The organism is Streptosporangium sp. NBC_01755 (assembly GCF_035917995.1).
Classification (GTDB): domain Bacteria; phylum Actinomycetota; class Actinomycetes; order Streptosporangiales; family Streptosporangiaceae; genus Streptosporangium.
Genome location: NZ_CP109131.1, coordinates 1,049,891 through 1,073,211 on the forward strand (window position 1 = coordinate 1,049,891; position 23,321 = coordinate 1,073,211).

Annotated in this window: 19 protein-coding genes; 8 read left to right on the forward strand and 11 right to left on the reverse strand. The window is 68.8% G+C overall.

Features of this window, described 5'->3' with window-relative positions:
* Positions 1 to 6 precede the first annotated feature (6 nt).
* The gene (locus OG884_RS04465; RefSeq protein WP_326642419.1) at positions 7 to 666 is read right to left on the reverse strand and encodes an HAD family hydrolase; all 660 of its coding nucleotides are present in this window, start codon (positions 664 to 666) and stop codon (positions 7 to 9) included.
* Positions 667 to 883: 217 nt separating this feature from the next.
* On the opposite strand from OG884_RS04465, the gene OG884_RS04470 reads away from it, so the two are divergent.
* Positions 884 to 1,486, forward strand: a complete 603-nt coding sequence (locus tag OG884_RS04470) for a Uma2 family endonuclease (RefSeq protein ID WP_326642421.1) — start codon at positions 884 to 886, stop codon at positions 1,484 to 1,486.
* 208 nt (positions 1,487 to 1,694) lie between these two features.
* Positions 1,695 to 2,318, forward strand: coding sequence for a Uma2 family endonuclease (locus OG884_RS04475; RefSeq protein WP_326642423.1), 624 nt, complete (start codon positions 1,695 to 1,697; stop codon positions 2,316 to 2,318).
* Positions 2,319 to 2,444: 126 nt separating this feature from the next.
* Here the strand turns inward: OG884_RS04475 and hrpA are convergent, their stop codons facing one another.
* A complete protein-coding gene (gene hrpA / locus OG884_RS04480; protein ID WP_326642425.1) occupies positions 2,445 to 6,359 on the reverse strand; it encodes an ATP-dependent RNA helicase HrpA in 3,915 nt (1,304 codons plus the stop codon).
* Between the two features lie 265 nt (positions 6,360 to 6,624).
* A complete protein-coding gene (gene ppgK, locus OG884_RS04485) occupies positions 6,625 to 7,377 on the reverse strand; it encodes a polyphosphate--glucose phosphotransferase (protein ID WP_326642426.1) in 753 nt (250 codons plus the stop codon).
* A gap of 128 nt (positions 7,378 to 7,505) precedes the next feature.
* Between ppgK and OG884_RS04490 the strand changes: the two genes are divergently transcribed.
* A complete protein-coding gene (locus tag OG884_RS04490; RefSeq protein WP_326642428.1) occupies positions 7,506 to 8,015 on the forward strand; it encodes a hypothetical protein in 510 nt (169 codons plus the stop codon).
* 122 nt (positions 8,016 to 8,137) lie between these two features.
* On the opposite strand, the gene OG884_RS04495 is transcribed toward OG884_RS04490, so the two are convergent.
* The 4 genes from OG884_RS04495 to OG884_RS04510 form a co-directional block, all read right to left on the reverse strand.
* On the reverse strand, positions 8,138 to 9,154 hold the full coding sequence (locus OG884_RS04495; protein ID WP_326642429.1) for a hypothetical protein: 1,017 nt from the start codon (positions 9,152 to 9,154) through the stop codon (positions 8,138 to 8,140).
* Positions 9,155 to 9,173: 19 nt separating this feature from the next.
* Positions 9,174 to 9,725: a hypothetical protein gene (locus OG884_RS04500; RefSeq protein WP_326642431.1), complete on the reverse strand. Its 552-nt coding sequence runs from the start codon at positions 9,723 to 9,725 to the stop codon at positions 9,174 to 9,176.
* A gap of 390 nt (positions 9,726 to 10,115) precedes the next feature.
* The gene (locus OG884_RS04505; RefSeq protein ID WP_326642433.1) at positions 10,116 to 11,096 is read right to left on the reverse strand and encodes a LacI family DNA-binding transcriptional regulator; all 981 of its coding nucleotides are present in this window, start codon (positions 11,094 to 11,096) and stop codon (positions 10,116 to 10,118) included.
* 87 nt (positions 11,097 to 11,183) lie between these two features.
* Positions 11,184 to 12,821 (reverse strand): ABC-F family ATP-binding cassette domain-containing protein, encoded by a 1,638-nt coding sequence (locus OG884_RS04510; RefSeq protein WP_326642435.1) that lies wholly within the window; start codon positions 12,819 to 12,821, stop codon positions 11,184 to 11,186.
* Positions 12,822 to 13,147: 326 nt separating this feature from the next.
* Between OG884_RS04510 and OG884_RS04515 the strand changes: the two genes are divergently transcribed.
* Positions 13,148 to 13,882 (forward strand): hypothetical protein, encoded by a 735-nt coding sequence (locus tag OG884_RS04515; RefSeq protein WP_326642436.1) that lies wholly within the window; start codon positions 13,148 to 13,150, stop codon positions 13,880 to 13,882.
* A 184-nt stretch (positions 13,883 to 14,066) separates the two neighbouring features.
* On the opposite strand, the gene OG884_RS04520 is transcribed toward OG884_RS04515, so the two are convergent.
* Positions 14,067 to 15,107, reverse strand: coding sequence for a family 2 encapsulin nanocompartment cargo protein polyprenyl transferase (locus OG884_RS04520; RefSeq protein ID WP_326642438.1), 1,041 nt, complete (start codon positions 15,105 to 15,107; stop codon positions 14,067 to 14,069).
* A gap of 210 nt (positions 15,108 to 15,317) precedes the next feature.
* A complete protein-coding gene (locus OG884_RS04525) occupies positions 15,318 to 16,703 on the reverse strand; it encodes a family 2B encapsulin nanocompartment shell protein (protein WP_326642440.1) in 1,386 nt (461 codons plus the stop codon).
* A 491-nt stretch (positions 16,704 to 17,194) separates the two neighbouring features.
* Here OG884_RS04525 and OG884_RS04530 point away from each other — a divergent pair, with 491 nt between their 5' ends.
* Entirely contained in the window at positions 17,195 to 18,058 is an 864-nt protein-coding gene (locus tag OG884_RS04530) for an NAD(+)/NADH kinase (RefSeq protein WP_326642442.1), read from the forward strand.
* Positions 18,059 to 18,263: 205 nt separating this feature from the next.
* Here the strand turns inward: OG884_RS04530 and OG884_RS04535 are convergent, their stop codons facing one another.
* Positions 18,264 to 19,451 (reverse strand): hypothetical protein, encoded by a 1,188-nt coding sequence (locus OG884_RS04535; RefSeq protein WP_326642444.1) that lies wholly within the window; start codon positions 19,449 to 19,451, stop codon positions 18,264 to 18,266.
* A 440-nt stretch (positions 19,452 to 19,891) separates the two neighbouring features.
* Between OG884_RS04535 and OG884_RS04540 the strand changes: the two genes are divergently transcribed.
* The 3 genes from OG884_RS04540 (at position 19,892) to OG884_RS04550 (ending at position 22,272) form a co-directional block, all read left to right on the forward strand.
* On the forward strand, positions 19,892 to 20,032 hold the full coding sequence (locus tag OG884_RS04540) for a putative ATP-grasp target RiPP (RefSeq protein WP_326642446.1): 141 nt from the start codon (positions 19,892 to 19,894) through the stop codon (positions 20,030 to 20,032).
* Positions 20,033 to 20,257: 225 nt separating this feature from the next.
* The gene (locus tag OG884_RS04545; RefSeq protein WP_326642448.1) at positions 20,258 to 21,283 is read left to right on the forward strand and encodes an MvdC/MvdD family ATP grasp protein; all 1,026 of its coding nucleotides are present in this window, start codon (positions 20,258 to 20,260) and stop codon (positions 21,281 to 21,283) included.
* Positions 21,280 to 22,272, forward strand: a complete 993-nt coding sequence (locus OG884_RS04550; RefSeq protein WP_326642450.1) for a TIGR04500 family putative peptide maturation system protein — start codon at positions 21,280 to 21,282, stop codon at positions 22,270 to 22,272. Before OG884_RS04545 ends, OG884_RS04550 begins: the two co-directional genes overlap by 4 nt.
* Before the next feature lie 199 nt (positions 22,273 to 22,471).
* On the opposite strand, the gene OG884_RS04555 is transcribed toward OG884_RS04550, so the two are convergent.
* On the reverse strand, positions 22,472 to 23,128 hold the full coding sequence (locus tag OG884_RS04555) for a hypothetical protein (RefSeq protein ID WP_326642452.1): 657 nt from the start codon (positions 23,126 to 23,128) through the stop codon (positions 22,472 to 22,474).
* Positions 23,129 to 23,321: the final 193 nt, after the last annotated feature.

Below are 23,321 nucleotides of genomic sequence, written 5' to 3' on the forward strand. Positions count from 1 at the left end.
ACGCGGTCAGCCGGCGGTCCTGCGAACCATTGCCTCGACGAGGCTGGGAAAGTCGTCGATGACGTGGTCGGCCTCGGCCGCCTCGGGGCGGGCGGCGTGCAGGTGACCCCACGGCCCCCGGCGGATCAGGGCGGTCCGCATTCCGGCCGCGCGGGCGGGCCGGACGTCGTTGTCGAGCCGGTCGCCCACGTAGAGGATCTCGCCGGCCTCGCGCCCCGACACCGCGACGACCTTCGCGAAGAAGCCGGGATCGGGCTTGGACACGCCCCAGCCGTCGGAGGTGTGGATCGCGTCGACGGGCAGATCCATCGCGGCCAGCGCGTCATAGGCCTGCGGCGGCTGGTTGCCCGCGATGATCAGCTCGTATCCGAGCCCACGCAACGCGGCCAGACCGAGCCGCACGTCCGGATAGAGGTCGTCGGCGTCGAAGTTCACCCGGAGCCCGGCGGGGTCGTCACGCTTCCACGCCTCCTGCTCGGCCTCGACGTCGAACCCGGGCCGCAGCAGCCGGAACGCGTCCTCGAACGACCGGTCGAGCGCGGCCATGCCGCCCAGCACGCCGAGCATGGTGAACCGGGTGACGCCGAGCCGGTCGGCCCAGCGCGACCAGATCCGCGTCTCGTCGATCAGCGTCTCACCCACGTCGAACACCAGCGCCTTGACCACGCCACCCCTTTCCCAAGCCCATCCGATCGTAGCCCGACCCGACAAAACGACATCAGGCGGGAGCATGACCGAACGGACGCGCCCGGACACCGGCACACCCGCCCCTCTGCCAACGCCCCGCCAAGCCGATCCATAACCGGAGGGCATGTGTCCCGTGTCCAAAGAGAGTCCGTGCGACACTTAGGGTGCTTGTTCGAACACGGAGGGGGATAAGTCAATGGCGACAACGACACGGGGACGTCCCTCACACCATGCTTCCCCGAAGGATCCGCCACCCGCCCGTACGGCGCGAGATCTCCTCGAAACGCTGCCCCCCACACCCGGCTTCCGTGCCGAAGTCATCGACGGGAGTCTGATCGTGAGCCCCGTGGGCACCCCCGAGCACAGCTGGAGCGCGACGCTCCTCTCCTACGCGTTGCAGCCGGTCGTCATGGAGCGCGACTGGCGCGCACACGTGGGCGGAGTGAACATCTGCATCGACGACCCCCGAGACAGCCTCATCCCCGACTTCGTCATCGCTCCCGCGAACTGCCCGCGTTGGGGCGCCCTGGAGCTGCGCTCCGCCGGTTTGATCATGGTCACCGAGGTCGTCTCCCCAGGGAGCGCCCGAACCGACCGCGACGACAAACCCCGCATCTACGCCACGGGCGGAGTGCCGATCATGCTGCTCGTCGACCCGATCGCCACCCCTGGGACGGCAACGGTTCTCAGCGACCCCGAGGACGGCGCCTACCAGACCATCACGCGCGTCCAGCTGGGCAAACCGCTCCGGATCCCCTCCCCCGTCGACTTCGACCTCGACACCTCGATCTTCCTTTGACGTCCTCCCCCACCTGAAGGCCGGAGCACCGGCCCACATTTCGGTGGCGGAAGGTCAGCGCGACACAGGGATTGCTTTCGACGCGCTCTCGGCCACGCTACGGCCCACAGCCGATCCACAATCGCCGCGCATTTCTCTCACGACCGGCGACATCCCATGGAACACTTAGAGTGCATGTTCGGACACGAAGGGATACACACTCATGGTGATGACAGCGTCTCAGCGATCCGTCTCGCGCACCGCGCCCCAGCCGCCCGCTCAGCCCGCCGCACCTGAGGACCGTCCGCTACCTCGCACCCCGAGGGAGATCTTCGAGTCCCTTCCCCCAACCCTGTGCCTTCGCGCCGAGATCATCGACGGGAACCTCATCGTGAGCCCATCTGGCATTCCCAAGCACGGCCGGATCGCCATGCGCCTCGCCTTTGCCTTGCAGCCCATCCTGGAGAAAAACGACTGGGAGAGTTTCGCGGGAAATGTCGATATCTGCATCGAGGGGCCACGTGACACTCTGATCCCCGATTACTGCCTGGTCCCCGTGGACGCTCCGCTCTGGGGCGATCGGGAGATCCTCTCCTCTGGGCTGATTCTGGTGGCGGAGATCGTCTCGCCCGGCTCCATGGAGATGGACCGCGCCACGAAGCCCCGGATCTACGCGGGCTGCGGCATCCCGATCATGCTGATCGTCGACCCCGTCGCCTCGCCACCGATGGTCACCGTCCTCAGCGATCCCGAGGACGGCAGCTACCGGACCATGACGCACACCGAGATGGGCAAGCCGCTCCGGATCCCCTCCCCCGTCGACTTCGACCTGGACACCTCGATCTTCCTCTAGCTCTCGCGATCCGGCGGAACCTCGGCCTGCGGCAATGGTTCCGCCGAAATCAAGCCGGAAACCTCGCGCACAACGCCGGAGCCAACAAGGCCTCCGGCGCCGACGGTTCACCCCCTGAGTGAACCGTCAGAGCTTCTCCATCGCCTTGCGGATGCGCTTGTCGGAGATCGAGTACGGGGTGCCGAGGGTCTGGGCGAAGTAGCTGACCCTGAGCTCCTCGATCATCCAGCGGATCTGCCGGACGTCGTCGTCGGAGCGGCGGGCCGGGGGAAGCTTCTCGACCAGCTCGTGATAGTCGTCCTCGATGTCGTGCACCTTGCCCATCCGCTCCCCGTCGCGGAACGCGTCCTCGTGCACCTTCTCCAGCCGCCGCTCGGCGCCCTTGAGATAGCGGAGCAGGTCGGGCAGACGCCTGTAGCCGGTCTCGGTGACGAAACCCGGGTAGACCAGGTTGGCCACCTGGTCGCGGATGTCCTCGATCGCCGGCGTTGAGCGAGACTCGGGCAGCAGCGTCGAGACGGTGTGCCAGACCTTGAGGATGCTCTCGACGCGAGCGACCACCTCGGCCGTGGTGTCGAAGAGTTCGGCGCGGACCGCCTCGTGCAGGGCGGTGAAGGCGGACTCGTCCCAGACCGGCCCGCCGTACTCGTTCATGAGGTGGTCGGCGGCGCAGGCGATGCAGTCGTCGAAGAGGGCGACGGCACCGGCGTGCGGGCTCCGGCTCAGGGCGAGCTTGGACTGGTTGCCGAGGCGGCCGAGCACCCATTTGGCCGGGGACGGGGTGTTGAGCAGCAGCAGCCTGCGAGTGCCCTCCCACATGGCCTGGCGCTGCTCGGCCTCGGTCTCGAACATTCGTACGGCCACGGTGACGCCCTCGTCGGCGAGCGCGGGATAGGCCTTCATCCTGCGCTGCTCGAACGTCTTGGGCAGCGCGCCCACGGTCCACCCCGTCAGGCCGGATTTCTCCAGGCCGTCGGCGGCCTTGGAGAGGGTCTGGCGGAGTTTGGGGGCGAGGCGCCGCTTGAGATCGGCCAGGTCCTTGCTCTCGGCCAGCTTCTGCTTGCGGCCGTCGGTCACCCGGAAGGTGATCTTGAGATGGTCGGGGACCAGGTCGGGTTGCCAGTCCTCGCGCGACACCTGGACGCCGGTCAGGTTGAGCAGTTCGCGCTCCAGCACCGCGAGCAGCGGTTCCTGGGTGGGCTTGGCCCGCTCCAGGGTCTTCTTGGCGTAGTTGGGGGCGGGAACGAAGTTGCGCCGGATGTTCTTGGGCAGGCTCCGGATGAGCGCGGTGAGCAGCTCCTCGCGCAGCCCCGGGATCTGCCAGTCGAAACCCTCGACGTTGACCTGGTTGAGCAGCGCGAGCGGGATGTGCGCGGTGACGCCGTCGGCGTCGGTGCCGGGCTCGAACTGGTACGTCAGCGGGAAGCGCAGGCCGCCCTGGCGCCACACGTCGGGGTAGTCGCGCTGGCTGACGTCGCCCGCCGACTCGCTGATCAGCATCGACTTCTCGAAGCTGAGCAGGTCGGGCTGGTCGGCGCGGACCTTCTTCCACCAGGAGTCGAAGTGGCGTCCGGAGACGACGTCGGCGGGAACGCGCTGGTCGTAGAAGTCGAACAGGGTCTCGTCGTCGACGAGGATGTCGCGGCGCCTGGCCCGCTCCTCCAGTTCCTCGACCTCTTCGAGAAGCCTGCGATTCTCGGCGAAGAAGGCGTGGTGGGTCTCCCAGTCGCCCTCGACCAGGGCGTGCCGGATGAACAGCTCCCGGCTCAGCTCGGGGTCGATGCGGCCGTAGTTGACCTTGCGCTGGACCACGATCGGCACCCCGTACAGGGTGACCTTCTCGTACGCCATCACCGAGCCCTGCTTCTTCTCCCAGTGCGGCTCGGAGTAGGTGCGCTTGATCAGGTGCGCGGCGAGCGGCTCGACCCACTCGGGTTCGATCTTGGCGTTGACCCGGGCCCAGAGGCGGGAGGTCTCCACCAGCTCGGCGGACATCACCCAGAGCGGCTGCTTCTTGGCGAGCGCGGAACCAGGGAAGATCGCGAACCTGGCGTTGCGCGCGCCGACATACTCCGTGAACGGCCTACGCGGCTCGGCCATCGGCCTGCGCGGCTCGTTCGTGCCGCGGCGGGCGCCGGGCTCCGCGGTCTTCTTGTCGATGTCCTTGACACCGACGTGGGAGAGCAGACCGGACAGCAGTGAGATGTGGATCTTCTGCTCGTCGCCGGGGGTGCTATTGAGGGCGACGCCGAGGGTCTTCGACGTCTGGCGTAGCTGGCCGTAGACGTCCTGCCACTCACGGACCCGCAGGTAGTTGAGGAACTCGGCCTTGCACAGGCGCCGGAACGCGCTGGAGGACAGCTCCTTCTGCTGCTCCTGCAGGTAGTTCCACAGGTTCAGGTAGGAGACGAAGTCGGACTCCTTGTCGGCGAAGCGGCGGTGCTTGTCGTCGGCGGCCTGCTGCTTGTCCGCCGGGCGCTCGCGCGGGTCCTGGATCGACAGGGCGGAGGCGATGACCATGACCTCGCGGACGCAGCCGTTGTGGTCGGCCTCCAGCACCATGCGGGCCAGTCGCGGGTCGACGGGGAGCCCGGCCAGCTTGCGGCCGAGCGGGGTCATCTGCCGCCCCTGGTCGAAGGCGCCCAGCTCCTGCAGCAGGTCGTAACCGTCCCTGACCTGGCGCTGGTCGGGCGGCTCGACGAACGGGAAGGCCCCGATGTCGCCCAGGCCGATCGAGGTCATCTGCAGGATGACCGAGGCGAGGTTGGTGCGGAGGATCTCCGGGTCGGTGAACTCCGGCCGGGTGACGAAGTCGTCCTCCTCGTACAGCCGGATGCAGATTCCGTCGGAGACGCGGCCGCAGCGGCCCTTGCGCTGGTTGGCCGAGGCCTGGGAGATCGCCTCGATGGGGAGGCGCTGGACCTTGGTGCGGTGGCTGTAGCGGGAGATGCGGGCGAATCCGGGGTCGACCACGTATTTGATACCGGGCACGGTCAGTGAGGTCTCGGCCACGTTGGTGGCCAGCACGACCCTGCGGTTGGTGTGCCGCTGGAAGACCTTGTGCTGCTCGGCGGCGGACAGCCTGGCGTACAGCGGCAGGATCTCGGCGTCCTTGCGTTTGGAGAGCGCCTCGGCTGTGTCGCGGATCTCCCGCTCGCCGCTGAGGAAGACCAGGATGTCTCCGGGCCCCTCGGCACACAGTTCGTCGACGGCGTTGCCGATCGCCTGGATCTGGTCGTCGTCCTCGGCGATCGGCCGGTAACGCACCTCAACGGGGTAGGTCCGGCCGGAGACCTCCACGATCGGCGCGTCGCCGAAGTGCTTGGAGAAGCGCTCGGGGTCGATGGTCGCCGAGGTGATGATCACCTTCAGGTCGGGGCGGCGAGGGAGGAGTTGCTTGAGGTAGCCCAGAATGAAGTCGATGTTGAGGCTGCGCTCGTGCGCCTCGTCGACGATCAGCGTGTCGTACTGGTCGAGGTCGCGGTCGTTCTGCAGCTCGGCCAGCAGGATGCCGTCCGTCATGACCTTGACGAGCGTGCCGTCGCTCACCTGGTCGGTGAAGCGCACCTTGTAGCCCACGGCGTCGCCGAGCGGGGTGTCGAGCTCTTCGGCGACGCGTTCGGCCACGGTACGGGCGGCGATGCGGCGGGGCTGGGTGTGCCCGATCAGCCCTCTGACACCCCGGCCGAGCTCCAGGCAGATCTTCGGTAGCTGGGTGGTCTTGCCCGAGCCGGTCTCACCGGCGACGATCACGACCTGGTTGTCGCGGATCGCCTCCAGGATGTCGTCCTTGCGCCGGCTGACCGGCAGCGCCTCCGGATAGGTGATCGCGGGGACGCCGGCGCGGCGCCGGGCGACCCGGCGTTCGGCCCGCTCGATGTCGGCGGTGATCTCGGTGGTGATCTTCTGCTGCGCGGCCCGGTTTCTGACCTTGCGGGCGCCGTCGAGCCTGCGTCGTAGCCGCCGCTGATCACGGAGCGTGAGCTCGGGCAGGCGCGCGTGCAGCTCGGAGAGCGGAGATGTCAAAGGAGGCGTTCCCATACTGAAACCCAGGATACTTTCGGCCCGCGCGTGAAGGCTCACGCGTGCCCTGCGAAGGCCCCCGTGTGAAGCCCCAACCGTTCATGCTGCCCGGCCCGCCGCTTCCCCGCATCCCAATATCCACCCCCACATCCACCCCCCGGATCCCCCACCGGGGAAAGAGAGCGGGTTTCGAACCCGATGAAAGTTTCAGAACCCTGTCCAGGACCGGTCCGGAATGGTGCTCCGGCCGGCCCCCGCCACGGCAGGATCCGCGAGAGGGGACCTAAGCGGTCCGGTTCCGTGGCTTTTGCAAGGTCGCCATGGCCGCGCCCACGATGCCCGCCTCGTTCTGGAGACCGGCGGGAACGATCGGGGTACGTATCTTGATCCGGGGCAGGAACCTGTCGGCTTTCTTGCTGACCCCTCCGCCGATGACGAACAGCGAGGGAGAGAAAAGCGCCTCAAGGTGTTCGAGATACTCGGCCACCCTGTCGGCCCACTCGTCCCAGCCGAGGCCGTGCGCCTCCCGCGCGTGGTCCGAGGCGCGCTTCTCGGCCTCCTTGCCCTTGAGCTCCAGGTGGCCGAGTTCGGTGTTGGGCACCAGACGGCCGTCCATGAGCAGGGCACTGCCGATCCCGGTGCCGAAGGTCAGCAGCATGACCACACCCGATCTGTCCCTGGCCGCCCCCACCGCCACCTCGGCCAGGCCCGCCGCGTCGGCGTCGTTGAGCACCGTCACCGACAGGCCGGTCTCCGCGGAGAACAACTCCCGCGCGTTCGTGCCGATCCACTCCTTGTCCACATTGGCGGCCGAGCCGACGACCCCGTCGACCACGACTCCGGGGAAGGTCACGCCCACCTGTCCGTTCCAGCCGAAGTGCCGGACGATCCGCACCACCACCTCGGCCACCGCTCTGGGCTTGGCGGGCTTCGGTGTGGGGATGCGCAGCCGCTCCCGTGTCAGCCGCCCCGTGGCGACGTCCACCGGCGCACCTTTGATTCCCGACCCGCCGATGTCGATTCCCAGTGCTTCCATGGGCCCACCTCCTGCCGCTCCTCTTCCCCCTGATCGACGGCTGATACTCGTTTGCAGATGGCGATCAACCCATTTGAAAGCAGCCTATTTCAGACTTTGGGCATCGCAGCCGGAAAGGAACCCTACCCATGATGACCATCCGTTCCCTGACAGGGCTCGCCCTTGCCGCCGTTCTCATCTCGATCACCCCGGCGGCCGCCCAGGCGGCGACCGGCCCGGCCGGTGAGGGCACGACGGCCGCGCGGAGCGCCACCCAGGGCACCATCCAGTGGAGCACCAAGTACGCTCCCGGCCGGAAGGCCAAGACACACGGCTCGCTGACGGTCTCCGGCGAGGACCACGCCGACATCCCCGCCGCCGCGACGAGCCGGATCTCCGGCAAGGTCTACGACCTGACCAAGGGGTCCTCGTGCGGCTGGGCGGTCTTCCGCCTCACCTACCGGACCGCGGGCGGGAACCTGCCGTTCAAGCACCACAGCGTCGTCGACTGCTCGTACGGCACCCCGAAGTCGTTCGCGTTCACCCAGCGCAACCTCTACCAGCTCGAACTGAAGGTCTGCTCGGGGGCCAAGGCTTCCAAGCCCTCAGTGAACTGCCTGTACGCGGGTAGCTGGAAGGTCCTCTACGTCTCGAAGTGACCGGCGGCCAGGGTTTCCCCCCGGCCTCCCGGCAAGGTCCTCTACGTCTCGAAGTGACCGGCGGCCAGGGTTTCCCCCCGGCCTCCCGGCATGGCCGCCGGGCCCGCCCCTCGCTGAGAGCGTCAGCTCGCCGGGGAAACGGCCCGGCGCCTGCGGCGTACCGCGAAGCCGAGGACGGTGGCGGGCAGCACGACCAGCCCCGCGATCAGCCCCGCCAGGGGCAGGTAGTCCTGGTCGGGCGTGACGGACGAGCCCGTGCCGGTCGCGGGGAAGGTGACGGTGGCGGTGACCATCCGTTTCACCATGCCGCTCATCAGGGTCAGCCGTACCTTCCAGGGGCCGTCCGGTACCTGCTTGTCCAGGGTCACGCTCACCGGAGCGGCGGAACCCGGAAGCAGCGTGACCCCCAGATCGGCGGGGAAAGGCCCGGCCTGCAGGCCGCTGGGCCCGTCGGACAGCGACAGCGTCCCGCTCATGTCCAGCGTCCGCTTACCGGTGTTACGGATCAGTACCTCCAGTTGCGGACTACCGTCCGGGGCGCGCTTGGGCGTCAGATTCTCGATCCGGAAGTCCGAGGGCGGCTCACCACCGCTCCCGACGTCGAGGTAGACGCGGATCCCGACACGATTGATGACGCGCACCGGGTTGGCGTCGTCGGATTCGGCCATGCTCTCCGCCCAGACGACGCCGTACCGCTCGCCCCGCGAGGCGGCGGGCGGCACCTTGATCGTCACCTGCGCGATCTCCTTGGCGCCCGGTGCCACGTCGATCGAGGGACGGTCGAGTGACATCCAGCTCGCCAACTCGTTCTGGACCTGGCCCGGTGGCGCGCTGAAAGCATTCCGCACGATGTCGGCACTGGCCGGATACAGGCTGATGTGCTGGGCCCTCCTGGAGGTGTTGGACACCTCCAGCTTTCGCTGGATGGTGGTGCCCGGATGGAGATGGTCGACGATGTAGGAGAGCGCACGCGGGTCGTTGCGGTGGCTGACCGGCGCCTCAAGGAGACGGATGCCGATCGTGCCATGGGGGTCGGCGGCGACCGGGCCCGTTGTGACCAAGCCCGTTGTGACCGGGCTCGTTGTGACCGGGCTCGCGCCGGCCGCGCTGGAGGACAACGCGGCCAGCAGCGTCAGCATGAACGATCCAGCGAGCCGGTTATGCCACCTGATGTGTCACCGTACCGCTGTAGGTGCCCAGCTCGGTCGTGATGGGGACGTTGACGATCAGAGTGGGGTTCCAGGTGGCCGTGCTGCCGCCGGTGCCCCCCGTGTGGCCGAAGGCCGTCACGGCGGTCTCCGTCGTACCGGTCAGGGCGATGGCGTCGCCTGCCGTGAGCTGTCCCGGGGTGAAGGTGCCGCCGCCGGTGGTGGCGGTCGCCGGACCTGACCAGTACTGCACCGCGGCGAAGGGAACGGTCAGGGCGTCGACGGTGAAGTCCGTCGCGAACACCGACGCGGTCCAGACCGAGGTGGCCCCGCCACGGGTGTCGGAGACCGACACCGGGCCGATCTGCCCGGTGACCGAACCGGCCGGAGGAGCGGAGCCGATGTTGATCGGACCGACCGGCGCGGTGATGTCCAGGCTTCCCGCCGACACGGTGAACGTGACGATGGTGTCGGCGCTGGGGGCCGCCACCGCCGGAGCCGCCAGGATGAACAGCAGGACGCCCGCACCCGCTGAGGCGAGTGCGGCGAATCTCTTACGCAAGGTCTCTTCCTTCCGAATGACGGAGCATGTCCTCGGGGGGACGAGCAAGCATTGGATCTTCCACACCCGCTCCGATCACCTTAAGAGATCAGCAACTACACAGCGTGACCGAAATGGCAAAATGGCGACCCACAGATGGCCCGGTAACGCCCAAAGGGCCGGACAGGCCCCGCGACGCCCCAGAGTGAGCACATCGCCCTTCGGTGGGCCGGCCCGAGATGGGAACCGGCCCGAGGCGGAAACCGATCCGGATTCGCAAGGAAAGAGTTATTTTTTGGAAATCACCAATATTAAGCGTCTACCTCTAGAGCATATTTCCGTAATATTCCAATGTAAATTTCCAAGCTCACGACAAACGCTTACGAGAACAGCGATGGCCGGCGAGTTCCCTCAGCGCTTCACCGGGCCTGTCGAGGCCCTGACCACCAGCTCGGGCTCGAACAGCAGCTCGTCGGCCGGGACCAGCGCCTTGTCGATCTGGGCCGCGAGGAGGTCGACGACCGCGCGGCCCATCGCGTCGATCGGCTGGCGCAGCGTCGTCAGCGGCGGGTCCGTGCAGTTCATCAGCGCGGAGTCGTCATAGCCGATCACCGAGACGTCGCCGGGCACGGAGAGGCCCGCCCTGCGGGCCGCCCTGATCGCCCCCAGGGCCATCACGTCGCTGGCGCAGATGACGCCGGTCACACCCCTGCGTATCAGCCGCGCGGTCGCCGCATGCCCGCCTTCCAGGGAGAACATGGTGTGCTCCACGAATTCCGGGTCAAGCCCCGCCGCGTCCAGCTTGCGCTGTGAGGGCACGTGGTCGGGGGGTCCGAGCACCATGCCGATCCGCTCGTGGCCCAGCGACCGCAGGTGACCGAGCGCCATCTCGGCGGCGACCACGTCGTCGCAGGAGACCTGCGGGAAGGCGAGGTGCGCGACCGCGGCGTTCACCAGCACGGTCGGCAGGCGCCGCTCCCGCAGCAGCTCGTAGTGCTCGTGCGAGGCGTCCGCCTGGGCGAACAGACCTCCGGCGAACACCACGCCCGACACCTGCTGCTGGAGCAGCAGGTCGACGTACTCCGCCTCGGAGACGCCGCCCAGGGTGCGGGTGCACAGCACGGAGGTGAACCCCTGCTGGGCCAGTGCCCCACCGACCACCTCGGCGAAAGCGGGAAAGATGGGGTTCTGCAACTCGGGGAGCACGAGCCCGACCAGCCTCGCCCGGTCACCCCGCAGTTGGGTCGGCCGCTCGTAGCCGAGCACGTCGAGCGCGGTGAGCACGGCCTCGCGGGTCGCCTCGGACACCCCCGGCTTCCCGTTGAGCACGCGACTGACCGTCGCCTCGCTCATCCCGACCTTCTTGGCCACTTCTGCAAGCCGTCGCGTCATGATGAAACTATAAGGCAAAAGAAGCAATTACTTGCGTAAACTTGCGAAAGTTACGTCAAGAGTCAAGCGCCCGGATAGCCGCCCCGTTCAGCTTTCGGTGATCCGACCGGCGTCGACGTGGATCCGCCGGGTGGTGTGCACCGCGTCCAGCATCCGGCGGTCGTGGGTGACCAGCAGCAGCGTACCGGGGTAGGAGGCGAGCGCGGACTCCAGCTGTTCGATCGCGACCAGGTCCAGGTGGTTGGTCGGCTCGTCGAGCACGAGCAGGTTCACCCCGCGTGCCTGGAGCAGCGCCAGCGCGGCCCTGGTCCGCTCCCCCGGCGACAGGGTGACGGCCGGGCGCGGCACATGCGCGGCGCGCAGCCCGAACTTGGCCAGCAGGGTACGGACGTCGGCGGGGGCCATGTCGGGCACGGCGGCACCGAAGGCGTCCACCAGGGGCTCATCACCGAGGAACAGCCCACGCGCCTGGTCCACCTCGCCGACGACCACGCCGGGACCGAGCGAGGCGTCCCCCTCCTGGAGCGGGATCCGGCCCAGGAGCGCGGCGAGCAGCGTGGACTTGCCGGAGCCGTTGGCGCCGGTGACGGCCACCCGGTCGGCCCAGCCGACCTGCAGGTTCACCGGGCCGAGAGTGAACGCGCCACGCCGGACCACGGCCTCGCGCAGCGTCGCGACGACGGCTCCGGAGCGGGGGGCCACCGCGATCTCCATCCGGAGCTCCCACTCCTTGCGCGGCTCCTCGACCTCCTCCAGCCGCTCGATCATCCGCTCGGTCTGGCGGGCCTTCGCGGCCTGCTTCTCGGTCGTCTCGCTACGGAAGCTGCGGCCGATCTTGTCATTGTCCGGCGCCTTGCGCCGTGCGTTCTTGACGCCCTTCTCCATCCAGGCCCGCTGGATCCCGGCGCGCTGCTTGAGGGAGGCGACGGTGCCGGCGTACTCCTCGTACTCGTCGCGGGCGTGCCTGCGGGCGACCTCGCGCTCGGCGAGGTACGCCTCGTAGCCGCCGCCGTGGAGGCGGATCAACTGCTGGGCGAGGTCGAGTTCGACGACCCGGTTCACTGTCCTGGCCAGGAACTCACGGTCGTGGCTGACGAGGACGGTCCCGGCACGCAGGCCCGCGACGAAGCGTTCGAGCCGCTCCAGACCCTCCAGGTCGAGGTCGTTGGTGGGTTCGTCCAGCAGGAAGACGTCGTAGCGGCTGAGCAGCAGAGAGGCCATGCCCGCCCGCGCCGCCTGACCTCCGGAGAGCGCCGTCATCGGCCTGTCGAGCTCCACCGCGAGGCCGAGTTCGGCGACGACCTCCCCCGCCCGGTCCTCCAGGTCGGCACCGCCCAGGGCGAGCCAGCGCTCCAGACCGACGGCGTACTCGTCGTCGGCACCCGGGCGGCCCTCGACCAGCCCCTGGGTCGCGGCGTCCAGCGCGCGCTGCGCGGCGGCCACCCCGGTGCGGCGGGCCAGGAAGTCCGCGACCGTCTCATCCGCCCGTCGCTCGCGCTCCTGCGGCAGGTAACCGACCGACGCCGACGGTGGGCTGAGCCGTACGGAGCCGTGCTCGGGGGGCAGCAGCCCGGCGAGGATACGCATCAGGGTGGACTTCCCCGCGCCGTTCACACCGACCAGGCCGACGACGTCGCCTGGGGCGACCACCAGGTCGAGCCCGGCGAAAAGCGCTCGGTCGCCGTGTCCGGCGGCCAGATCCTTGGCGACGATGGTGGCACTCATGCGTAAACGCTATCCGCCCGCGGAGACCGCAACGTCACGTCCGATATGTCCGATTGGCACTCCATCCCACCCCGAGCGGGCGCCACACGCCACCGCAACCCTTATTCCCGACAAATCGGACATATCTCTTTTAGTGGAAAAACTTTTCTGACGACGGCGATCGGCGATTGACCTGCCCATTTCCGCGGAGAAACGTTACTTTACGGAGACTTAGCGCCACTTTTTTTGGGACTTCGGGCAACATCACTTACTTCTAGGCCGTCTTATGGGGAGAAGACGGTCACTCCCGACCGCCTCCGTCAACGGGGAGAAAAGGAATTATCTTCATGAAACGAATCGCCATCGGCCTGCTGTCCGCGGCCGTGAGCGGCTCGCTGCTCATGTCCGCCGGAACGGCCTCCGCGGAGCGAGTCGCCCTCAGCGTGCGCATCGACAGCGTCAACCCGAATCCGGTCGTCGTGACGGGTGACGACGACACGAGAGTCACCATCGAGGTCCGCACCACCGAGGCCACCCGCGTCGAACTGCGTCTCAAGCCGGTCAGCGACCAGCTCCGCACCCAGGACGCACGCAAGCCCCGGATCTTCCACCAGGGCGACCTGTGGCGCTTCACGACCAGCTTCGACGCCTCCGACTTCGAGGGCCGCTGGGTCGCGATCGCCGACGCGTACAACAAGGACGGCAAGAAGGTCACCGACGAGGTCAACTTCTCCGTCAAGCACGAGAAGAAGGAGAAGGCCGAGACCCGCGTCTACCGGTTCTCCGCCGATCCCAACTCCGTCCGCAAGGGCCGCTCGGTCTACTTCACCGGCCGTCTCCAGGTCGACGACCACTACTGGAAGGGCGCACGGGGCGAGGAGGTGGAGATCTACTTCCGCAAGCGCGGCTCCAGTGCCTGGAAGTACGTGACCTCCGCCGACACCGGCTGGAAGGGCACATTCCGTGCCAAGGCCCGCGCCACCAAGAGCGGTGAGTACCGCGCGATCTTCGACGGGACCGACGACCTCTCCGAGAGCAGGAGCCGGTCCGACTGGGTGCGCGTTTACAGCTATCACCGATAGGCCGGTCTGACGGCCGGTCTGACGGCCGCGCCGCGGCCGGACGGCAGCCGACGGCGGAAGCCCGGGACACCCCGGACTTCCGCCGTCTCCGTGCGACACCGTCTCCGTGCGACACCGTCTTCGCGCATTCCCGGCTCCGGATGGCGAGGGCTCCGCTCAGACGGCTCCGCTCGGACGGCTCCGGTCAGCGGTCGCGGCGGGTGACGAGACGGGCGAGTTCGGCCAGCTCGGCGGCGGGCCGGGGCAGCGCGCCCGCGGACCGCAGATGACGTAGGGCCCGCGCGAGCAGCTCATCGGCCTCCAACTGGGTCCAGGCCCGCCCGCCCGCGGTCTCGACGAGCTCGGCCGCGCGGGTCAGGTCGGTGTCGGAGAGCGGCTGCTCTCGGTGGTAGAGACCGGCCAGCTCCTGTCCGGCCGGGGTGCCCGAGGTCAGGGCGGCGACGACCGGGATGGACTTCTTCCGGCTGCGCAGATCCGAGTAGACCGGCTTGCCGGTCACCTCGGGATCTCCCCAGATGCCCAGCAGGTCGTCGACGAGCTGGAACGCCAGCCCCAGGTCCCTGCCGAAGGCCGCGAGGTGCTCGACCTGCTCGGGGCCGCCGCCTCCGAACAGGGCGCCGAGCCCGCAGGCGCACCCCAGCAGGGCGCCGGTCTTGCCCGCCGCCATGCCCAGGCACTCGGCCGGCCCGACGTCATGGCGTCCCTCGAACGCGACGTCCGCGCTCTGGCCCTCAAGCAGCTCCTGGACCGCTGCGCTGAAGACCCGTGTCGCCTCGGCGGTGATCGAGTGCCCGCCGGTCGCGAGCACGTCGAAGGCCAGCGTCAGCAGCGCGTCACCGGCCAGGATGGCCGGGCTGACACCGAAGACGGCCCAGGCCGTGGGACGGTGGCGGCGGGTCCGGTCACCGTCCATCACGTCGTCGTGCAGCAGGGAGAAGTCGTGCACCAGCTCGACCGCCGCCGCCGGACGGAGCGCCAGGGCCGCGGCGCCCCCGACGGCCTCGGCCGACAGCAGGGCCAGCGCGGGACGGAGCGCCTTGCCCCCACCGGTCGCGGACGGTCGGCCCTGCTCGTCCCACCAGCCGAAGTGGTAACCGGCGATGTGCCTCATCGGGGCCGACAGCGTGTCGGTCGCCGGACGCATGGTCGTCTCGACCATGTTCCGGCTCCAGGCCAGCACCTCGTCCGCGGACCGCCCGTCCGTCCTCATCTCAGTGGTCGTCATCCGATACCTCCAGTTCGTGACGGCTAGGGCTGGTCAACACGGGGCTTCGAAGCGCATCGCTGCGCCTCAAGCCCCCTTCCTCAGGAGAGGGTCGTTGACTCGGCCGTTCCAAGAAGCGATGCGGCCGGAACGGCCGAGGTGCCGGGGCCGGGCGGCCCGCGGGAAACGTGTCCGTCAGGACCGGAGACCTCGGCCACTGAGGCCGAGGTCTCAGTGGCCGATCTCGACGTCTTCCAGGATGCCGAGCGCGTCGGGCACCAGGACGGCCGCGGAGTAGTAGGCGCTGACCAGGTAGGAGATGATCGCTTTCTCGCTGATGCCCATGAACCGGACCGACAGGCTGGGCTGGTACTCGTCGGGAATGCCGGTCTGGTGCAGGCCGATGACGCCCTGGTTGTCCTCGCCGACGCGCAGAGCCAGGATCGAGGTGGTGCGGGTGTCGGTGATGGGGATCTTGCTGCAGGAGAAGATGGGGACGCCGCGCCAGGCGGGCACCCCGCTACCGCCGACGTCGACGCCCTGCGGGTAGAGCCCGCGCGCGTTGCACTCGCGGCCGAAGGCGGCGATGGCGTGGGGGTGGGCCAGGAAGAAGCTCGTGCTCCTGCGGCGGCTGAGCAGCTCGTCGAGGTCGTCGGGGGTGGGCGGCCCGCTGCGGGTGTGAATCCGCTGCTTGAGATCGGCGTTGTGCAGCAGCCCGAACTCGCGGTTGTTGATCAGCTCGTGCTCCTGCCGCTCGCGCAGCACCTCGATCGTCAGCCGGAGCTGCTGCTCGATCTGGTCCATCGGGTCGTTGTAGAGGTCGGCCACCCGGCTGTGCACCCGCAGGACCGTCTGCGCGACGCTCAGCTGGTACTCGCGCGGGCTGAGCTCGTAGTCGACGAACGTGCCCGGCAGGTCGGCCTCTCCCGCGTGCCCGGCGGCCACCTCGACGGCGGCCTCGCCGTACTTGTTCTGCGGCCCGCTGGTGGCGGTCTCCCGTCGCCGCAGGTGGGCCTGGAGCTCCTCGGAGCGCTCGGCCAGCTCCAGGAACGCGTGCCGGGGCAGGACCATCGCCGTGCCGCTGGTGACCGCCCTGGCGGTGAACGGCCACTCGCTGTCCGCGCCGACCAGCGTCTCGTCGCCGAAGTGGTCGCCCGCGGCCAGCACCGTCAGCACGATCTCGTCGCCGTACGGCCCGGCGCCGACCTTGTTGACCTTGCCGTGCGCGATGAGCACCACCTCGTCGGCCGGCTGCCCCGACTCCGCGAGCACGTCGCCGGCCCGGAACTCCCGCTGAACGAACCGGCCCGCCAGCGCGTCGAGGGTGCCGGAGTCGTCGAACCCGCGCAGCAGGGGCAGCTCACACAACTCGGCGGGGATGACCGTCACCTGCGATCCGGCGTTGCTGAAGCTCACCCGCCCGTCGCCGATCGTGTAGGACAGCCTCCGGTTGACGCGGTAGGTGCCGCCCGACACCTGTGTCCAGGGAAGCATCCGCAGCAGCCACCGTGAGGTGATCTCCTGCATCTGGGGAGTCGACTTGGTCGTCGTCGCCAGGTTACGCGCGGCGTCCGTACTCAGACTCAGCTGCGACCGGCCAGCCTCGAACTCCGTCACAACACACACCACCGATCCGTGCTCGTACTGACAGGGGGAAAGCGAAGAGATGAATCAACCAGGAGGAAACATCAGTTAACCGCTATGGAAACGGCAAAACCGACCTCCCGATGCGCGGTTCCAGATTCGCTCCGCCATCGTGGGCGCCTCAATTTTGGGTGGCCCTTAAATATCTTGTCAAGCATTGAATACGATCGAGCCAATAATAAATAAAGGCGCCATCGTCAAATGCCCGAAAAATATTGAATGTCCCATTGATGGCTACGGTTCAGCTCACATGAAGGGGTTTGCGAACTGGGGATATCCGTTATTCCGGACATTGTGTGCTCATTTCCCCGGACGGCGGTTCCCATGGCGCGGAAAGACCGAGTTCGCCTCCCGCCTCCCGCCTCCCGCCTCCCGCGCGACAGCGCGCCGAGAGCCCTCCCGCCCCCTTCGCGCCAAGGATTTCCGGCGTACGGGCGATGGTGAATCCCCGTACAGTGTGAGCCATGGGGATGGTCAAAACCGTGGGGCTGGTTCTGCACCCGCAACGCGATTCGAAGGTGGCCATCGACACGATCGTGGAATGGGCCCGCGCCCGCGACGTCACGGTGCTCGGGCTGCCCGACGAGGTCGGGCGCATCGACTGCAGCGCGGTGTCCGTCGACAGCACCACCCTGGTCGACCGCGCCGACCTGCTCGTCAGCCTCGGCGGCGACGGCACGATGCTGCGCACCATGCGGCTCATCTCGGGGCGACGGACTCCGATCCTCGGCGTCAACCTCGGCAAACTGGGGTTCCTCGCGGAGATCGACGTCGACGAGCTGCCCTTCGCGCTGTCGGCCATCGACGACCACGCCTACACCGTCGAACCGCGGATGGCGGTGCGGGCCGCCCTGCCCGACGGCACCTCGGTGACCGCGTTCAACGACATCGCCCTGGTGCGGATACCGGGCCACAGGCTGTCGGCGGTGTCGATCGCCGTGGAGGGGCACCCCTTCGTGCGCTACGCGGCCGACGCGGTGATCGTCGCGACTCCCACCGGGTCGACCGCCTACAACTTCTCCGCGGGCGGTCCCATCGTGTCGCCGACGGTCGAGGGGTTCCTCGTGGTCCCGGCCGCGGCGCACTCGTCGTTCAACCGGGCCCTCGTGCTGTCGGCGGACGAGCGGGTCGTGCTCGGCCTGCTGCCGACGAGCGGCCGGCTGGCCCTGGAGGTGGACGGCTCGGTGGGCGCGCACCTGTCGCCGGGGGACGAGCTCACCGTCACCGCGATGCGCGCCGCCGCGTGGGTGGTCCGGCTCGGCACCACGAGCTTCTACGAGCGCGCCCGCCGCAAGCTCCGCGTCAACGGGAGCGCCGAGGTCGACTAGGCACGCCCACGGATCCTCACCGGGTCCGTGACGATCGTTCCGGCCCCACCCACGCCCATCGCCACCATCACCGGCCCGCTCGACAGCCCCGGCGGCGGCACTGCGACCGGAGGGCTTCGCCGACATCCTCGGCAGGAAGGCGAGTCGACCTGAGCCGCCCCCCGGCCGCGCTCGGCGGACAGGGGGCGAGCCGTTCGGTACGGGGTCAGCGTGCGGCGGACGAGCCGTTCGCGGACGAGCCGTTCACGGTCAGAACCTGCTCGGTCTCGATGGCGGGGAAGGTGCCGGTGTCGATGATCCCGTGCTCGTGGAAGGCCGCCTCCAGCAGCGCGTGAGCCTTGGGCTCCAGCTTCCACAGCGCCCGGTACTCGCGGGCGGTGGCCAGGGAGACGCCGGTCTCGTGGGCGATGTCCGTCGCACGGGGCACGAACTTCCGCTCGATCTGCTTGTCCCAGTACTCCCGCGCGGCACGCATCAGGGCCGCGCGCTGCGCCGTGTCGACGACCGGCGGCGGGCCGTCCAGCACCTGGACCTCGTCGTCATCGTCGTCGATGACCGACCGCCCCGCGGCCACCGCGGGGCGCACCGGCTCGGGCTCCGGGTCCCACGGCACCGGCGGGGACAGGTCGATCAGCGCGGAGGTGTTGTAGAGGGCGCCGATCTGGGAGAGCAGGGCCTCCTGGCGTACCGAGTCGACGGCCAGGCCGGTGTGCTCCACCGCCCGGTCCATGGCACGGTCCAGCTTGCCGAGAGCCACGCGCATCTTCCGCTCGGACGCCCCGGACTCGCGGAGCGCGCGGGCGCGCTTGGCCGCCAGCGCGACCCGGGTCAGCCTGCGGTGGGCGTCGACCTCACTCGCCGTACGGTCGCTGACCTCGGCCAGCCCGATGCGGACCAGCGCCCGCTCGGGGGTTAGCCGCCAGTTGATGCGCGCGCGCCCGCTGATGCGATGGCGTTCGATCGCCATGCCGCGCTCCCAGAGCCACGCCGCCACCAGGGGCGCGGCGAGCCGGAAGATGGCCTCGGCCATGCTGCGGGCGTCCATGCTGGACAGCACCGCGGTCAGGCCGGTGAGCGCCCACACCGCGATGCCGTCGATGCCGGCCGAGAAGTTCTCCCGCATGTTGCGGCGGGCCCGGACCGCGCTGGTGATGACGGCGACCTCGATGAAGGCGAAGAGCAGCAGCCGCAGCGGGCCGTCGAAGCCGAGCACGTCACCGGAGAAGCGCCACATGCCCTGGGCGGAGACACCCGTCGCGATGCTGGCGGCGACGATGGTGAGGATGTCCTCCACCGGACGAGGTGCGACATGGGAGTGGAAGAAGCGGACCGCCATTCGCAGGATGGCACGGAGCACGAAGTAGGACACGACCAGGAGCGCGAGAGCGAACACGCCGATGATGATCGTTAACACCGGCTGGTCGGATGCGAAGGTGGTGATTTGATCGATGGGGGGCATCAGTCACTGTCCGTCAGTCTCGATGTCCGACAGGATATCTACGCGATCATTCCAGACTGTCGGCACTCTGTTCGCCAAACGGACGCTCACGCGAGTGACAGAAGAGAACACAGTTGTGGTGGGGACGAGTAAGGATCGCCCACCCCGTCCGCCCTCAGGGCGCCGGCTCACTCCGGCGTCAACCCCCCTCCGCACCGGCCCGCCACCGACCCGCCACGGGCCCGTTCACCGTCGTGACCAGCGCGGCCAGTGGTTACCAAGTTATCTTTCAGATGATCACAAGAGCCGGTACCTAGCGTCCTCGACGTAACGGAAAACACCGGGCGCCGCACTCGACAAGGAACGCCGCGCCCGGTCTACGGAGGGGACCGAACATGTCCAAGATCAGTATTGACGACATCCCGTTCGAGGGTGCCGAGCTGTCCGAGGCCGAGCTGGGCGAGGTCGCCGGCGGCCGGATGACCGTCTCCTGGCGCAACAGCAAGGGCCAGGCCAGCGAGTGGTGGGTCAGCTGACGGTCGGCTCGCCGCCCTGGGTGGGATCAGACCCCGCCCGGGGCGGCGCCCTTCCTTTCGGAAAAGCGCCGACCCTCGGAAAAGCGCCGACCCTCGGAAAAGCGCCGACCCTCGGAAAAGCACCGACCCGGCCGGACCGGGATTCCCGTTCCGCCGCGCCTTCATGACGAGACGAGCCTGATTTCCCGGAGCCAAGGCTCGGGGTCTCCACGCTGGAGATATTCGATGATCCTGATACTGAGCGACCGGAAGGACGACACGGTCGACCTGGTGCTGCCGAAGCTGCGGCGCCGTGGAACGCCGGTCACCTGGTGGGACCCCGGCGACTATCCCTCCCGTGGCACGCTCACCGCCACCTTCACCGGCGACGGGCACCGGTTCACCCTCGACACCGGCACCGAGCGGCTGGATCTGTCGACGGTACGCGCGGTGTGGCGGCGGCGCCCCAAGGCGCCCACCCCGGCCGACGGCGTGACCAACCCCTCCCACCGCCGTCACGTGGTCTGGCAGGCGGAGTTCCTGCTCGACGGCGCCTGGGAGCTGGCGCCGGCCCGGTGGCTGCCCGCGCGCCGGGACACCGAGCGCCGGGCGCACAACAAGATCATTCACCTGGCCCACGCGGCCGCGCTCGGCTTCTCCGTACCGGAGACCGTCTTCACGAACGACCCGGCGGAACTGGTGCCGGCCTACGAGCGCGCCTCGGGACGCCTGATCGCCAAGCAGATCAACTCCGACGAGTTCGACATCGACGGCGTCGACCACCGCACGTACACCACGGTCCTGACCCGCCGCCACCTCACCGCGCGCCACCGTCTCCGTCACGAACCGGTCATCCTGCAGCCGTACGTTCCCAAGGCCGTGGAACTGCGCGTGGTCGTGGTGGGCGAGCGGGTCTTCGCCGCCGCGATCGACTCCCAGGCGTCGCGCACCGCCAGGGACGACTGGCGGCACTACGACGACGACCGGGTGCTCTATTCCGCGCACCGGCTCCCCGGCGACCTGGAGCGCGGATGCGTGGAACTGGTCAGCGGGCTGGGCCTCAACTACGGCGCCATCGACCTCATCCTCACCCCCGAAGGGGAGTACGTGTTTCTGGAGATCAATCCCAACGGGGCCTGGGGTTTCCTGGAGCAGCGCGCGGGGCTGCCCATCAGTGACGCGATCACCGACTGGCTGGTGGCGGCGGACACCAGGACCGACTTCCTGCCCACGACCGAGACCCGGGGTTTTTTCGCTGGAGGTATTCGATGAGTGACCTCGGAACGACGCTCGCCTCCGGGGTGCGGCTGCTGCGCGGCCTGCCTCGCCGCCGCGCACAGGTGCCGCAGGCCCGTCGGACGGCCGCCGCGTGGGCGGCCGACCACCCCGGGCTGAAGGCGGAGCTCGTCGTCGACGAGCGTCCCGGCACCTCGGTGGTCGACTTCGACCTGCTGTTCCAGGACCCGGAAGGCGGGACGATCGCGCTCACCGCGCAGGCCGACGACGGCGTCCCCTGGCTGATCGACCACTCCACGCACTGGGCGGCGGGCCAGCTGGTCAGCGTGGACGGGATACACCTGTCGGTCGCCCAGGCGCTCACCATGATCCGTTCGCTGTCACGCCGCGACGCGACGCCGCACGACGAGATCGTCGACCAGTGCCTGGTCCTGGACGAGATCCAGCACGACGACACGCCTGTCGGCGACGAGGACCTGCAGGCCGCCTCGGAGGAGTTCCGCCGGGGGCGGGGCCTGCACGACCGCGCGACGACGCTGGCCTGGCTGGCCGAGGTGGGGATGACCCTCCAGCAGTTCGACGGCTACATCGGCGGTATCGCCAGGCGCCGGAACTTCCGCCGCCGCAGGGAGGCCGAGCTCGGCCCGGCCTACCTGGCCGCGCACGCCGGGAAGTTCGACCGGGTACGCGCGCTCTGGAGCATCGGGCCGGAGCGGGTCCTCGCGGACCTCGCCGGTGATTCACCGGACGGCCTCCTTCCCGCGCTCGCGGGTCCGGCCGGCGAGGTGGAGACGACGATCGCCGAGCGTTTCGCCTTCGAGCTGCCCGAACCGCTGCGGGACGCCGAGCCAGGAGACGTCGTCGGGCCGACGGCCCATGGCACCGCCTTCCTCGCCGGGGTCGTCCTGGGGCGTACGGCCTCGTCGGCGGACGAGCGGACCCTGGCCGCGGCCGGGCGGGTGGCGTTCACCGAGTGGCTGGCCGAGCGCCGCGCCGCGGCCTCGATCGAGTGGCACTGGCCGTGAACGACAGGGTTCCCACGGCCGCCGGTTAGCGGGGCCGCCCGTACTGAAAGCACCGGGCGTCGCGCGAAACGTTCTTGAGCACCGGTCCAGTTTGCCGTGATTGGACCATGACGCGAACATGCTCCGCTTCCTATGGTGAAAGTATGAACGCCAGACCCGACGCGGGCACCGTCCCCATTCCCGACCCTCCGCACAAAGGTCAGGCCACCTGTGCGGCCGACGGTTCCAGCGTGATGACAGCCGGCGGTTCCAGCGTGATGACAGCCGGCGGTTCCAGCGTGATGACAGCCGGCGGTTCCAGCGTGATGACAGCCGGCGGTTCCAGCGTGATGACGGCGGGCGGTTCCAGCGTGATGACGGCGGGCGGTTCCAGCGTGATGACGGCGGGCACCTCGGCGCGCAGACGGCGGCTGAGCGAATCGCGCTGGGAGACGACCGTGACGTGCACACCACAGTCGACGAGCCAGGCGGCCAGGTCGGCGAAGTAACCGTCCCCCGAGCCGATCACGACCCGGTCGAACCGCTGGTCCATCCGGTCGCCCCGGGCGGCCTCGGCCAGGGCCTGGTCGGCGCCGTCGGGGCCGGAGCGGGCCAGTAACTGCACACCGTGAAAGGCGATCCCGACCGCGACGAGCGCGCCGTGGTTGACCGCGACGACGAACTGGTCCATCGGGCCGATCGGGACGGTCCGCCGGTAGAGGGCCATGACCTCGGCGACCTCGGAGGTGGTGGGGCGACTGGCCCCTGTCAGGTTCTCGATGTCCAGCAGGTGCACGGCCCGCCCGGAGCGAAGGCGCCTCCTGCCGCGTGACGTGGGGGCCTGGAACTGATCGATGCGCGTGGTGGGGGTGATCACGTGTCATCGGTTCCTTCCGTGATGATGATGCTTAGTGTCCAATTAAATTCAGTAAAACACGTGTTGATGGAATCGACCAACAATTTTGGGGACGTTGCATGCAGGCGACGCGCTCGGGTACGGTCCGATCGACAGCGGACGGAGGAGCGGTGGACAGGGACGCCCAGGTGACCGCGGCGGACACGGAGGAACC